The sequence below is a fragment of the Chakrabartyella piscis genome (assembly GCA_030067835.1).
Lineage (GTDB): Bacteria > Bacillota > Clostridia > Lachnospirales > Anaerotignaceae > Chakrabartyella > Chakrabartyella piscis.
Map to the genome: position 1 here is coordinate 3,374,945 of CP092441.1, position 14,179 is coordinate 3,389,123.

General features: G+C 40.4%; 11 protein-coding genes. 2 read left to right on the top strand and 9 right to left on the bottom strand.

Going from position 1 to position 14,179, the window contains the following annotated elements:
• Positions 1–172: 172 nt before the first annotated feature.
• The 4 genes from MJY40_RS15340 to glgB form a co-directional block, all read right to left on the bottom strand.
• Entirely contained in the window at positions 173–625 is a 453-nt protein-coding gene (locus tag MJY40_RS15340; protein ID WP_317855051.1) for a GatB/YqeY domain-containing protein, read from the bottom strand.
• A 58-nt stretch (positions 626–683) separates the two neighbouring features.
• Positions 684–860 carry a 30S ribosomal protein S21 gene (rpsU, locus tag MJY40_RS15345; RefSeq protein ID WP_022255363.1) on the bottom strand — a complete coding sequence of 59 codons (177 nt, stop codon included), beginning with the start codon at positions 858–860 and terminating at the stop codon, positions 684–686.
• Positions 861–1,620: 760 nt separating this feature from the next.
• Positions 1,621–1,908: a DUF2325 domain-containing protein gene (locus tag MJY40_RS15350; RefSeq protein WP_317855052.1), complete on the bottom strand. Its 288-nt coding sequence runs from the start codon at positions 1,906–1,908 to the stop codon at positions 1,621–1,623.
• Between the two features lie 682 nt (positions 1,909–2,590).
• Positions 2,591–4,819 carry a 1,4-alpha-glucan branching protein GlgB gene (gene glgB / locus MJY40_RS15355; RefSeq protein ID WP_317855053.1) on the bottom strand — a complete coding sequence of 743 codons (2,229 nt, stop codon included), beginning with the start codon at positions 4,817–4,819 and terminating at the stop codon, positions 2,591–2,593.
• A gap of 255 nt (positions 4,820–5,074) precedes the next feature.
• On the opposite strand from glgB, the gene MJY40_RS15360 reads away from it, so the two are divergent.
• Both MJY40_RS15360 and MJY40_RS15365 read left to right on the top strand, forming a co-directional pair.
• Entirely contained in the window at positions 5,075–5,263 is a 189-nt protein-coding gene (locus MJY40_RS15360; RefSeq protein WP_317855054.1) for a hypothetical protein, read from the top strand.
• 149 nt (positions 5,264–5,412) lie between these two features.
• Complete coding sequence (locus MJY40_RS15365) at positions 5,413–5,604, top strand: ferredoxin (protein ID WP_317855055.1); 192 nt, start codon at positions 5,413–5,415, stop codon at positions 5,602–5,604.
• A gap of 313 nt (positions 5,605–5,917) precedes the next feature.
• Here MJY40_RS15365 and noc read toward each other — a convergent pair whose 3' ends face one another.
• The 5 genes from noc to mnmE all read right to left on the bottom strand — a co-directional run bounded on the left by noc (position 5,918) and on the right by mnmE (position 13,923).
• Entirely contained in the window at positions 5,918–6,757 is an 840-nt protein-coding gene (gene noc / locus MJY40_RS15370; protein WP_317855056.1) for a nucleoid occlusion protein, read from the bottom strand.
• A 340-nt stretch (positions 6,758–7,097) separates the two neighbouring features.
• On the bottom strand, positions 7,098–7,817 hold the full coding sequence (gene rsmG / locus MJY40_RS15375) for a 16S rRNA (guanine(527)-N(7))-methyltransferase RsmG (RefSeq protein WP_317855057.1): 720 nt from the start codon (positions 7,815–7,817) through the stop codon (positions 7,098–7,100).
• Between the two features lie 636 nt (positions 7,818–8,453).
• The gene (gene mnmG / locus MJY40_RS15380) at positions 8,454–10,343 is read right to left on the bottom strand and encodes a tRNA uridine-5-carboxymethylaminomethyl(34) synthesis enzyme MnmG (protein WP_317855058.1); all 1,890 of its coding nucleotides are present in this window, start codon (positions 10,341–10,343) and stop codon (positions 8,454–8,456) included.
• 259 nt (positions 10,344–10,602) lie between these two features.
• The gene (locus MJY40_RS15385) at positions 10,603–11,973 is read right to left on the bottom strand and encodes an MATE family efflux transporter (RefSeq protein ID WP_317855059.1); all 1,371 of its coding nucleotides are present in this window, start codon (positions 11,971–11,973) and stop codon (positions 10,603–10,605) included.
• A 561-nt stretch (positions 11,974–12,534) separates the two neighbouring features.
• On the bottom strand, positions 12,535–13,923 hold the full coding sequence (gene mnmE / locus MJY40_RS15390; RefSeq protein WP_317855060.1) for a tRNA uridine-5-carboxymethylaminomethyl(34) synthesis GTPase MnmE: 1,389 nt from the start codon (positions 13,921–13,923) through the stop codon (positions 12,535–12,537).
• Positions 13,924–14,179 lie beyond the last annotated feature (256 nt).

Consider the following 14,179-nt stretch of genomic DNA (forward strand, 5'->3'; position numbering starts at 1 on the left):
TTCCCCTACAGTGTATTGGTATATATATTTCTGTTTTGTAGGGAATGCATTGTATGCATTTCGCTGATGATACGCATACAATGCGCACTCTACAAGATATAAAATCTCTTTTATCTTTCATTGGGAAATAAAAAAAAGACCTAAAGCTTTCGCCTTAAGTCTTTCAGTTTGATTATTGATTGCCTTGGAGCATTTTCTTCACTAAACCACCAACGATTTTATTATCAGCACGTCCTTTTACTTTAGGTGAAACCACCGCCATAACTTTACCCATCTCTTTGATGGAGGCTGCGCCTGTTTCTTGAATCGCTTCTTCCACGATCATCTGGATTTGTTCGTCTGTTAATTGTTCTGGAAGGTAGCCCAATAAAATTTCTATTTCTTGGTTGAGTTTTTCAATCAGATCTTCTCTATCTGCTTTGATATAATCAGGAAGTGAGTCACGTCTGCTTTTGAGTTGTTTATTGACAACATCAATTACACCGTCATCATCCAATTCGATTTTGTTATCCTTCTCAATTTGAAGAATCCCAGAACGAACCAATTGTACAGTGTCTTTGCGGACTACATCCTTTTCCTTCATAGCTGTTTTCAAATCTGCCAAAAGTTGCTCTTTTAATGACATATCATCATCCCTTTTCTGCATAGATTTTTTTGCAATTCAGTTTACAATTCAATTAGAATTATTTGAATTTACGTTTTCTAGCAGCTTCGGATTTCTTTTTACGTTTTACGCTAGGTTTGTCGTAATGTTCTCTTTTACGTACTTCGCCCATGATACCATCTCTAGCACATGTTCTTTTAAAACGACGCAAAGCGCTATCCAAGGATTCATTTTCTTTTACTTTTACCTCTGACATGAATTTCCCCTCCCTCCAGATTGCGAGATTCGTACTACTTCAGACGATAAAAACACGCCAGATTCGCATTTTTACCATACTTCTTTGAATTATACACAAAAAGATGTATCTCGTCAATATAAACTCATATATTTTGTGAATTTTTTGTAAAGTTAAGATACAAGAAGCAGTTTTCGTTAGCATCATTCATTGTACCAGAAAAAATGCTGTTTGAATATAGGAAATTTTGGAAAATTGGCGAAACCTGTGTTTTATTAGATATATAGGGATGAATATTTGAAATTTTTTATATAGTGTGCAATGAAGCAGGCAGTATGTGGCAAGAATTTGAGCCTATAATTTTTTCATGTATTAGAGCTTTTCAGACCTTACTTTTCAACAGTGAAAAGTAACAAAAGCTGCCACTACTTCCGAAGCGTGGAGTACGGTTCAAGATGGGTCTAACTCGCCCCCTCTTGAAAATCACCCCCAGCAGTCAGTTGGTTGGTGGCATAAATTTTACTATTAGACCGTGAGTGACAAGCCACTCACCTCTTAATTACTGGTTCAAAAACGTTATTTTATGGTTTTTTGTAGGGGCGATTCACGAATCGACCGATGAAATCCCAACGGGTGACGAAACGTCACCCCTACAAAATGCAAATACATGATTGTTGTTTTACATATGTCGTTTCACAAAAATCCAGACATTAAAAAACTACCCTATGCAGACTTTCAACATTCTAGGGTAGTATATATAATTTGTACTTGAAATTATGAATCAACAAGCTGCTGTTTTTTCTTCCAACAACATTTGCAATGCAGTTGCGCTGCTTGTATGGACATGTGCCACAGGAATGCCTGATTTTTTTGCTTCTTGGGATGCAGATTTCATCATTTTATGGGAAACCGTCGAAGTGAACAGCACCAAAAGATCTGGACATCCAATTTTCTTTTTGAGACAACCTTTTTCCTTTGTGAATACCTTTGCTTTGTAGCCAAAACCGTTGCAGATATCAATATATTTTGCTTCCATACGTTCATTGCCACCAATAATTACGATACTCATTTGCAATTCCTCCTTATAACCCCTTATGATTGATTGTTTTCTTTTGTATTTTCTTTCGTAGTTAGTCCTTACTAACTGAATAGTATCACAGGTGATTATTGTTTGTCAATGGGTTTGGGATATTTTTTTGACATATGTTGTAAATTTGATGGATTGTTGTTTTATGGTGTTATGGGTGCCCCTATAAAAACTCCAATACCCACTTGTAGGGGCGATTCACGAATCGCCTGCAAAACCAAAGATTCTTCGTCAGCTCCGCTTCCTCAGAATGACAATGACGAATGGTTGTATTTACAGGATGGGAAACCCATCCCCTACAGGCTGTGTTTTAGAGGATATGGATTGCAATGAATAAAATCTAATGCAACAAATCAAGACCGTGGTGCTTTGCCCCACACCCCAGAAACCTTTGAAAAGGTTTCATCCAAACTTTATTCAAAAACCATTTAACAAGTATCCGTTTAGGCAAATAAAAAAGCGGTACCGAAGCACCAATGTCATTTAGTTAAGAAAAAGACACTTAGCTAAATGACGGCTAAAAGCTAAAAGTGAATGGTGAAGGACTATTTTAATCTTGGTTTTCCTAGTCTTTCACCTTTCACCCTTAGTCATTAGTCGTCATTCAGTCTTAACTGAATGACATTGACCGAAGCACCGCCTAATATAAATTCAATATTTGATTTTATTTTTTCTTTTTCTTGACTGGTTTTTCAATTTTGCGTTCCAAAACAACCATTGCAAGTGGTGGCAAATGCAAAGTGATGCTCTTTGGCAAGCGATTCCAATTCACATCTTCTGCGACCATCACATCAGAATTGGTGATGCCGCTACCGCCAAATTCTTCCAAGTCACTATTGAACACTTCCACATATTCTCCAGCTTCTTCTACGCCAAGTCTGAAATCAGCGTATGCATTTGGTGTGAAGTTACAAACCACATACAATTCTGCTTCATCGCTACGTCTGATAAAGGAGAATACAGAATTATCGCAATCGTCTGCTTCAATCCATTTGAAACCTTCTGGATCAGAGTCTTTTGACCACAAAGCATCGTGTTCTGTATAGAAATGGTTCAAGGCTTTCATGTAGTTTTGTGTTTCTTTATGGTCATCGAATTCCAACAAATGCCAATCCAAGCTGGTTGCTTCTCTCCATTCGTGGTACTGGCCAAATTCGCCACCCATAAAGAGTAATTTCTTACCAGGGTGTCCATACATAAAACCATAGCCCAAGCGCAAATTTGCAAAGCGTTGCCAATCATCACCAGGCATTTTACCGACCATAGAGCTTTTTTCATGTACCACTTCATCATGGGACAACACCAGCATAAAGTTTTCTGTATAATGATATGCCATACCAAAGGTCATTTTGTTATGGTGGAATTTACGATAAATAGGGTCTTGTTTCATATAGAACAAGAAGTCATTCATCCAACCCATGTTCCATTTCATGTTAAAACCAAGTCCGCCTTCTTTGGTATCTCTGGAAACACCAGACCAAGATGTGGATTCTTCTGCAATCATCAAAGAACCGTCTTCACGTCCACGAATCACAGAATTGAGATGTTTCAAGAACTCAACTGCTTCGATATTTTCGCTACCGCCATATTGATTTGGCAACCATTCACCTTCGTTTTTGGCAAAGTCCAAATACAACATAGACGCAACTGCATCCACACGCAAACCATCAATATGATAGGCTTCCAACCAGAACAAAGCATTTCCAATGAGGAAATTGCTCACTTCTTTTTTACCATAGTTGAAGATATAAGTACCCCATTGTTGGTGTTCCCCTTGACGAGGGTCTTGGTGTTCATACAAAGCAGTGCCATCGAATCTTGCCAAAGCAAAATCGTCTTTTGGGAAATGGGCAGGTACCCAATCCAAGATAACGCCAATGCCATTGTTGTGGCAAGTATCCACAAACAATTTGAATTCATCTGGATGACCAAAACGGCTGGTTGGTGCATAGAAACCAGTCACTTGATAACCCCAGCTGCCATCAAAAGGATGTTCCGAAACAGGAAGCAATTCAATATAGTTGAAGCCCATTTCTTTCACATAAGGCACCAAACGTTCTGCCAATTCTGTATATGTAAGGAAACGATTTTCTTCTTCTGGCACACGCATCCAAGAACCCAAATGCACTTCATAGACATTCATAGGTTCTTTGTTCATGTCTTTTTTCTTTCTTGCGTTCAACCAGCGTTTGTCTTTCCATTTGAATTTTGCATCTGCATACAACACAGAAGCTGTTTTTGGACGTACTTCTGCTGTGTAGCCATAAGGGTCTGTTTTGTCTACAATTCTACCATCCACTTGTACCATATGGTATTTGTAAGCATCTCCATCTACAAGTTTTGGAATGAAGATTTCCCAAACGCCAGATTCACCCAATTGACGCATAGGGTTTCTTCTGTTGTCCCAATGGTTGAAATCCCCCACCAGGCTAATGGATTTTGCACTGGGTGCCCAAACTGTGAAGGCTGCACCTTTGACACCTTCATGTGTCATTAAGCGACCACCCATTTTTTTATAGATTTCGTAGTGATTGCCAGCACCAAACAAATATCTGTCATATTCAGAAATAGTTGGACCAAAGGAATATGGATCATAGGATTTCCATGTGGTATCGTCTTCCATGACGTATTCCAATTGGTATTGGAACCACTCATCACGGTCTTTCAACGTACCTGCAAAGAATCCATCTTCATGAATCTTTTCCAAAACGTATTTTTTGCGTTTGTTTCCTTGGTCGATCAATGTGATTTGTTTTGCAAAAGGCATAAATACCCTTGCCACACAAATTTTGCCTTCTGGTGTTTCCATTTCATGCATCCCCAAAACATCATGAGGTGCTGCATGTGTGCCTGCTACAATTTCTAAGATGTCGTAAATCTCTGTAGTCATCATAGAATCTCCTCCTCTTTTGTTACCTTTGTGTTGCAACCAAATTATTCTGTACTATAGACATATGCCAGTGTCTAATGGACTTCTAATTTCTATTATATACCTTTTCTTCCAGTTTATCTAGCTGTAATTTGTTGGTAAAAGAACGAAATTTCAACAAAAAACTTGCAGATTCTGTAAAATATTACCTTGCTTATTCCCAAAATTAAGCCTATACTGATGGTAGTTTTTGTTTGTTTTGGATTGGAGGAATGATTTATGGCTATTTATATTGGTATATTTGTTATATTGATGATACCTGTTATTGTGCAACACAAACTTGGTTCTGGCATTCGACGTGGTTGTGGTAGAGGGTGTGCTACCTGTGGGAATCGTGATTTTTGCCATAGAACAGGGAAGTATGAGAAAGAATCAATTGAAAAGAATACAGAACAAGATACACTGTAGGAGATTGCGTCCTCGACACCCCGTAATTTGTGGCGGTTCATGACGAGCAGGCGACCACAGGTCGCCCCTACTGACACTTTTTTTCATTTCATTGCATAAATCACAGCAATTCCACACATACTACCTCCAAATGAAAAGGAGGTTTTTTTATGACTGTAACTGTATCTGATGCATGTATTGGTTGTCGATTTTGTATGAATCTATGTTCTGATGTATTTGCGGAGTTGCCAAATGGCAAAGCCTATGCCATTGGTGGTGAAATTCCAGCTGATGCCAAAGAAATGGTATTGGAAGCAAAGACCAATTGTCCAGCAGTGGCGATTAGCACAATGGGGGAATAGGCTTCGCCTATGGTGAATGACTAATGGTGAAGGGTGAATGACTTGATTTGTTGTTCATAAAAATGGGATGTATACCACTGTAAGCTGTCATTCCGAATGTAATGAGGAATCTTGGTTGACATATTACGGGCGCCCACATGGGTCATCATTTTGCATGCAAAATCACACTACGTGTGACCGCCATATCTTTGGCGGTGAGAGGGACGCCCCTACAGTACATTCGTTTTATGGTTTGGATTTGTGGTTTTGGTTTGTGCTTTTGGTTTTCAACTCTTCACTATTCATTCTTCACTTTTCACTGCTCTTTGTTCGCTCACATTGCCGCTTTTTCTTGTTTTTGAATGCGAATCATAATTTCACAGCAATCTTCATTTTCTGTGTCTTCATACACCACTTCTACGCCACTTTTGCGTATAACTTCCACTGATTGCTTGATGGTATTGGTGTAAATACGAAAGTCCGCTACATATCGTTTTTCTCGTTTCCCTTGGGGTTTCTTTGCTTTTTCTTCCAAGAAATCCAGCAATTCTTCTATCATTTCTTCTGTTTCTTTCACACTGGCATCACGTTCTTTCATCTTATCCAAAATGGCAAGCCTACAACTTTCATCTGGCAATCGAAGCAGTGCTCTTGCATGACGTTCTGAAAAGCGGTATAGGGTCAATTCCTGTTTGACACGTTCCTCCAATTTCAACACACGAAGTTTATTGGCAATGGCTGACTGGCTTTTGGATAGCTTTTTTGCAAGCTCTGTTTGGGTCAAACCATAATCCTCAATCATATTGCGATAGCCTTCTGCTTCTTCCAAAAAAGATAGGTTTTGACGTTGCAAATTCTCGATAAACGCCAAAATCGCACTATCTTGGTCTGTAATATCCAAAACAATGGCTGGAATTTCTGTAAGCCCTGCCATATCTGCACCTCGAAGCCTACGCTCACCTGCCACCAATTCATAATACCCACCAGTCATTTTGCGTACACTGATGGGTTGCAACACACCATAGTCTGCAATGGACTTGGATAGTTCCTCCAACGCATTGAAATTGAAGTATTTCCTTGGTTGGTATGGATTGGGTCGAATTTTATCCACTGGCAATTGGTACACCATTTTTTCTTTCTTCATACGTCTTTCTGTGAATTTCAAAAGTTCCATGAGCATTCCTCCTTTTGGTGTTGCATATCCATTGGTAATTGTCTTTTTCTCATTTTAACATGGAAAAATAAGGGTATTTCCCAAAACAAAAACACAAAATCAATGAAGAAATGACAAGAATATAGAAAAATCACAAAATCATTGCAAATCCAAACAAAAAACCCCATAACAAATGTTATAGGGTCAGACTGTCAAAAAACCAAAATCAAGATTCCTCATTACATTTGGAATGACAGCGCATAGGTGATACATTCTCCTTATTGTCATGCAGAGGAACAACATGACGAAGTATCTTATCTTTTCAACTATTCACTATTCATTCTTCACTGGCGTAACTTGGTTATGCCAATGGTTTTTGGCTGATTTTCTTAGATTTTCTTGGGTATTGCTTTGGTGTTTCTTTGATTTTTTCTATAATCACCAAATTATGTGCCAATTCGGTATATGGGATTTGGATATCGATGATTTCCTTAACCACACCGCCTAAAATCTCCAATGCTACTTTGGATTCTTCCAATTCACGTGACACATCAGGACCTTTCAGTGCCACAAAATAGCCACCTACTTGTACATAAGGCAAGCAATATTCTGCCAAAACAGACATATTGGCAACCGCTCTTGACACACAATGGCTAAATTGCTCTCTAAATTCTGGGTTTTGACCACCGTCTTCTGCTCTACTGTGTACGAAATTGACACCTGAAAGTGCCAAGGAATCTGTCACTTCTTCGAGGAATGTCAGACGTTTTTGGAGTGCGTCCAAAAGGGTAATTTCCACATCTGGACATGCAATCTTCACTGGCACACCTGGAAAACCAGCACCAGTACCCACATCGATGATGGAGGAATTTTCGTCCAATTCCAGATATGGCACCAAACTCAAGCAGTCTGCAAAGTGTTTCAACACCACTTCCCTAGGGTCTGTGATAGCGGTCAGGTTCATTTTTTCGTTCCAGTCCAAAAGCAAATCGGAGTATGCCATAAACTGGTCTGCCATTTCTTCTGTTAAATTGACGTGCATTTGGTTTGCACAGTCCATTAAAAGTTGTTTGTTGTTCATAAATATTCTCCTAAAGGCAAAGTCAAGGTCAAGTGCAAGACCGTGGGACTCTGTCCCACCCCCAGCAAGCGTGCGACGCTTGACCCGATAGGCGAAAACTACGTTTCCGCTGGTGGGATTGATGATGATTGTAATGAATTTATGGTTTTGGTTGTTGATTACGGTCGATTCGTGAATCGCACCTACCAGTGACGATAATTTTACGTTTCATCGTAGGGGATGGCGTCCTCGACATCCCGTTTGGGTTTTTCGCAATGCATATTGGTGTTTTGTAGCATTGCGGTCGATTCGTAAATCACCCCTACCAGTGACAATAATTTTACGTTTCATCGTAGGGGATGGGTTTCCCATCCTGTTTTGTTTTCGATTTACGGACACCCGCAAGGGGTATCCCTACGAGTACCAAAATTTATATTTTGCCAATTTGTTGCATTGCATTTTGTAGGGGATAGCTGTGCTGTCCCGTTTGGTGATTTACCCAGTGCATATTGGTGTTTTGGGGTATTGCGGTCGATTCGTGAATTGCCCCTACAGTACCAAATATTCCCTATTTCTCTGCAAAAATGTAATTTTTGCTTAATGGGTCAAGGGATAAGTCCCTTGCAGGGTTTGGGACAGCGTCCCAAGGTCTTTCTCTTATTCTTTTGATCTTGTTCTTTTTCTTTGTTCTAAGTAAATGAGCAGCACAGATATATCCGCTGGTGATACCCCTGTGATTCTGGAAGCATGACCAAGGGATTCTGGTCGAATCAAATCCAATTTTTGGCGTGCTTCGATACGCAAGCCTTGGATATCTGCATATACAATATCTGTTGGTAGGAGTTTATTCTCCAATTTCTTGAACTGATCCACTTGGCTCATTTGTTGGGCAATATACCCTTCATATTTGATTTGGATATTCACTTGTTCTTGAATTTCCAAAGTGAGTACTGGTCTATTTTCATCAAGAGGTGCCAATTTTTCATAGGTGAGCTCTGGGCGTTTCACAAGATCTGCCAATTTCACACCAGACTTAATGAGTGCACTATTGTTTTGTTCCAACAATTCCAAAACATATTCTTTTGGTGCTATGGTAAGTGTTTTCACCCTTGCAATTTCTGCTGCAACTGCCGCTTCTTTGTCACGCAATTTTTGCATACGTTCTTCATCGATAAGTCCCACTTCATAACCAATGGGTGTCAATCTTTGGTCTGCATTATCCTGACGCAACAACAATCTAAATTCCGCTCTACTGGTCATCATACGATATGGTTCTTTGGTACCTTTGCTGATGATATCATCCACCAAAACACCGATATATCCATCAGAACGTCTCAAAATCAAAGGATCTTTTTCTTGGATATAACGCACAGCATTGATACCACCCAACAAACCTTGGGCTGCTGCTTCTTCGTAACCTGAACTACCATTGAACTGACCTGCACTGAACAAACCACCAAATTCCTTGAACTCCAAGGACAACTTCAATTGTGTGGCATCGATACAATCGTATTCAATTGCATAGGCAAAACGAGTGATTTCGCAGTTTTCCAAGCCTGGTACAGTACGATACATTTCGATTTGCACATCTTCTGGCAATGATGAGGACATACCTTGGATGTACATTTCTTCGGTGTCCCAACCTTCTGGTTCTACAAACAATTGATGGCGAATTTTATCTGCAAAACGCACCACTTTATCCTCAATAGAAGGACAATATCTAGGGCCTGTACCTTCAATGACACCACCGTATAATGGGGATCTATGCAAGTTGGCACGAATCACATCATGTGTACGTTCGTTGGTATAGGTCAGGTAGCAAAGACCTTGTTCCTTTTCGATATCTTCTGGTGTATTGGTGAAAGAGAAAGGTACAATTTTCTCATCACCATATTGTTTCTCCATTTTATCCAAATCCAAGGAACCTCGAAGCATTCTGGCTGGTGTTCCTGTTTTGAAACGATACAAGCGAATGCCCATATCCAATAGGTTTTGACTGAGTTTGGTTGCTGGCATCAAATTATTGGGTCCACATTCTGTGATGGATTCCCCATGCAAACAACGAGCTTTCATATAAGTACCCATACAAAGAACAACGGCTTTGCAACGGAATAGGGCACCGCCATCTGCCACAACACCTGCAACTTTTCCGTTCTCCATCAAAATTTCAACGATTTCACCTTGACGGATACGCAAATGTTTTGTTTTCTCGAGGGTATGTTTCATTTCAATTTGATATGCCATTTTATCGGCTTGTGCACGCAAAGAATAGACTGCTGGACCTTTGCCTGTGTTGAGCATTTTGGTTTGGATATATGTTTTATCGATGGTTTTGCCCATTTCACCACCCAGTGCATCCACTTCACGCACCAAATGACCTTTGGAACTACCACCAATGGATGGATTACAAGGCATCATGGCGATACTGTCTAGGCTGATGGCAAACATCATAGTTTCCATGCCCATTCTGGCTGCTGCCAAAGCGGCTTCACAACCTGCGTGACCACCACCAATGACTGCTACATCTATGGTTCCTGCTTCGTACATAAGTGCCTCCTTTCTATGTGTCTGCGGGATGGGTAACCCACCCCCTACGGTTATTTGTAATTATATTTTTATCGTTTGACGGGTGGATATGGAATCCACCCCTACAAGACGTGTTGTCATTTTCTGTAAGCTGTCATTCCGAATGCAATGAGGAATCTTAGGTTTTACTTTACGGTCGATTCGTGAATCGCCCCTACAGTACACGGTATCATCCACGTATTGTCATTCCGAGCAATGCGAGGAATCTTGGTTTTCATTCCTAATTCCTAACTCCTAATTCCAAATTCTGCAACGCTTCTTTAAATTGTTTTCTAAACATGGTTGCAGTTGCAATCACTGCCAACAAGTCTGCCACTGGTTCTGCCAAGAATACTGCTTGCATTTGGTTTTCCAAGAACATTGGCAAAATATAAATCAAAGGCACCAGCAAAATGACTTTTCTGAGAATTGCCAAAAACAGTGAAGTTTTTGCATTGCCGATGGCGATAAAGGTTTGTTGACAAGACAATTGCACACCAAACACAAGACACATGAGCATATACCTGCGTACTGCCCAAATGGCGAACTCTACCAATTCCGCATCACTGGAGAACAGAGATACCAATACTTGTGGTGCCAACATCAACAAAAGCCAAGCACTGACAGAAAAAGTGACAGCACATTTCAGCAACAATTGAAAGGTTTCTTTGACACGTTCTGGGTTTTTGGCACCAAAGTTATACCCTGTGATGGGTTGCGCACCTTGGCTCAAACCGATCAATGGTAACATAACGAACTGCATCAAACTGGTACAAATGGTCATAGAACCCACTGCAATATCGCCACCATATTTCAACAAAGATGAGTTGAAGGCAATATTGATCATACTTTCTGTCAATTGCATAACAAATGGTGACAGTCCCAAAAGCAAGCAAGGTGCGAACACTGCCACTTCTAGTTTCATAAATTTACGTTCCAAACGCAAAGTGGTGCGTTTTCCAGTCAAGAACAGCAACACCCAAATAGCACCAATGCTTTGTGATAGTATAGTAGCCAGTGCTGCGCCAGAAACACCCATACCCAAAACAAAGATAAAGATTGGGTCTAGGATGATATTGGTGATGGCACCGATCAATATGGTTTGCATACTGATTTTGGCAAAGCCTTGGGCTGTGATAAATGGATTCAGACCCAATACAAACTGGACGAAAATGGTACCCAAAGCATAGATACGCATATATTCCATTGCATAGCCGATGGTGTTTTCACTTGCACCAAAGGAAAGCAACAATTTTTCTGCGAACAGTGTAAAGAATATGGTCAGTGTAATGGAGATACAGACCAGTAAAAAAGCGGAGTTGCCCAATACCTTCTTGGCATCCTCAACCTTATCTTGACCCAATAAAATGGAAGCACGAGGTGCGCCACCCATACCGATCAATGAGCTAAAAGCGGATATCACCATAATAATAGGCATGCAAACGCCAACACCGGTCAAGGACAATGCGCCTACGTCTGGGATATGACCGATATACATACGATCCACCACATTATACAGGACATTGACCACCTGTGCCACAATAGCTGGTACTGCCAGTTGGAATAATAGTTTTTTGACGGGTTGTGTACCCAGTTTGTTTTCTGCGCTCATGATATTCTCCTAAAGATCAAGGTCAAAAGATTTAGGTCAAGTACAAGACCGTGGACTCTGTCCACACCTGCAAGGGACCAGTCCCTTGACCCATTATAAAACCACAATAACAATATGGCTGGTGTTGGTCGAATACTCGACCTTTGGTTTTGATTATAATTTTACTACATATTTATGGTTTGTGGCAATTGATTACGGGATGGGAAACCCACCCCCTACAAGCATCACCTGATTTTGGTTTTTGAACCAGTAATCAAAAGGTGAGTGGCTTGTCACTCACGGTCTAATAGTTGGTCAATAAACCTCTATATTTCTTACTTTCGGGGTGATTCTTGAGAGGGTCGGGTTAGACCCTCTTAAGCCGGGCTCCGCGCTTTCGGAAGTAGCGGTGGATTTTGTTACTTTTCTCCAGTGAAAAGTAAGGTCTTAGGTTTTAATTCATTATGGCAAGAGTAAAACCTCTTAGTGTGACACATCACACCCTTGCCCTACAACTACTATATATTTAGATTGCAGCACTCTAAGTCCTTCACCATTCACCCTTAGTTTTTAGTCTTAATCCTACTTTCCTAAGCAGAATTTCGTAAAGATTCGATCTATAATTTCCTCATCCACAACATCACCTGTAATTTCACCCAAATAGCGATTTGCATCCTGCAAGTCCATGGAAACAAAGTCTTCTGGCATATGATTTTCGATGGTCACAAGACAACGAGCCATTGCTTCTTTGCTTTGGAACAATGCGTTTTTGTGACGAGTGTTGCCCAAAATACCGTCTTCGGCTTTGATATTTTCACCACTGAAGAACAGGTTTTTGATTTGCTCCACCAATTCATCAAAACCGAGGTTTTCCTTCACAGAAATGGTGATGATTTGGTCTTTTGGCATATAGTGTGCCAAATCTTCCAAGGATAATACTTGTTTCAGGTCTACTTTATTCAAAAGCACCAAGGATTTTTTATCACTGATAAATTCCAAGATTTCAATGTCTTCTGCCTCCAAAGGACGTGATGCGTCTAACATCATCAGCACCAAGTCCGCTTTTTGTGCATAGGCTTTGGATTTTTCTACGCCAATTTTTTCTACCACATCACCAGTTTCACGGATACCAGCAGTATCCACCAATTTCATAGGGATACCATCCAAATGGAAGTATTCTTCAACGGTATCACGGGTAGTGCCTGCCACATCTGTTACAATGGCACGTTCTTCTTCCAGCATCCAGTTCAGCAAGGAAGATTTCCCAACATTGGGTTTCCCCACGATAACGGTTTCCAGACCTTCACGGATGATTTTACCACGATCTGCTGTTTGCAACAGGCTTTCCATGCGATTGAAAACGTATTTTGCACCAGCTTCCAAGGTATGATAGTTTTCACCTTCTTCATCGTGTTCTGGATAGTCGATAAATGCTTCAATAGAAGCGATCATATCCAAGATTTGTTCACGCATGATACCCACTTCTTTGGTCAGTCTACCTTGCATTTGTTGCAAAGCCGATTCACGTGACACATCTGTTTGAGAATGGATCAAATCAATAACGCCTTCTGCTTGGGTCAAGTCCATTCTACCGTTCAAAAAAGCACGTTTGGTAAATTCACCTGCATCTGCAAGTCTAGCACCAGAGTGCAGTAATGTTTCCAATACACGTTTTGTAACCAACATACCACCATGGCAATTGATTTCCACAACGTCTTCTTTTGTGTATGTGTTAGGGGATTTCATAACAGAAACCAGAACTTCGTCTATGATTTCGCCTGAATGTTCGTCTATGATTTTGCCATAGGACAATGTATGGCTTTCTTTGTCTAATAATGATTTTTTGCCAGAAAACAAGCGATCTGCCAAAGCAATTGCGCCATCACCGCTCATACGTACAATACCGATACCACCCATACCAAGGGGTGTTGAGATTGCGGCTATGATATCGTCTAACTGGTTTGCCAACATAGGAAAACCTCCTTTCTAAAAGATAAGATCAAAAAATTAAGGTCAAGTACAAGACCTTGGGACTCTGTCCCAAACCCTGCAAGCGTGCGACGCTTGACCCGATTATAAAATCATAATAACAATATGGCTAGTGGTGGTCGAATACTCGACCTTTGGTTAAGATTATGATTATACTGTGTATCATTATGATAGCGGTTGATCCGTGAATCAACCCTACAATTGCTTATTTATTGTTTATGGCGATTCATTACTACAA